Annotated in this window: 1 protein-coding gene; it reads right to left on the bottom strand. The window is 63.0% G+C overall.

The genetic code is table 11. The annotated features are described in order from the left end of the window. Positions 1-782: EF-Tu/IF-2/RF-3 family GTPase (locus B3C64_RS02750; protein ID WP_291533572.1), on the bottom strand; the 782-nt coding region annotated here is incomplete at both ends.

Raw genomic sequence — 782 nt, 5'->3', positions numbered from 1 at the left:
CGGTCGGCGGAAATGTATTCCATCGTGCCCATCTGGCCTCGGTGGTCCTGGCAGAGCTCCATCACCGCTCCGATGAATTCCTTCGGAGTGATGATGTCGGCCGCGACCATCGGCTCGACGATCTTCTTGATCTTGCCGTCCGGGAATTCGCTCGGGTTGGTGACGCGGTGCACGGAGTTGTCTTCGGCCGTGACCTCGTACGGCACGTTCGGCGCGGTGGAGATCAGGTCGAGATTGAATTCGCGGCTCAGTCGTTCGGTCACGATCTCCATGTGGAGCAGACCGAGGAAGCCGCAACGGAATCCGAAGCCGAGCGCCACGGAGGTTTCCGGTTCGTAAATCAGCGCCGCGTCGTTGAGCTTGAGCTTGTCGAGCGCCTCACGCAGCTCCGGGAACTGCGCGTTGTCGATCGGGAACAGACCCGCGTAGACCATCGGCTGCGGGTCACGATAGCCCTCCAGCGGTTCCGTCGCGGGTTTCTCGGCGGAGGTGATGGTGTCGCCGACCTTGGACTGGCTGACGTCCTTGGCTCCGGTGATCACATAACCGACCTCGCCCGCGCCCAGCGCCTTCGTAGGCATCATATCGGGGCTGATCACGCCGATCTCGATCGGTTCGTGGGTCATGCCGATGCCCATCATGTGCAGCTTCTCGCGAGAGCGCAGCTCGCCATCGACCATGCGGATGTAGGTGACGATGCCGCGATAGGAGTCGTAGACGGAGTCGAAGATCAATGCGCGGGCCGGCGCGTCGGGCTTGCCCGTCGGCGCGGGGACATCGGT

The organism is Bifidobacterium sp. UBA6881, from assembly GCA_002451435.1.
Lineage (GTDB): Bacteria > Actinomycetota > Actinomycetes > Actinomycetales > Bifidobacteriaceae > Bifidobacterium.
Note: the sequence above shows the minus strand (reverse complement) of the source record. Positions and strands in the feature narration are given on the sequence as shown.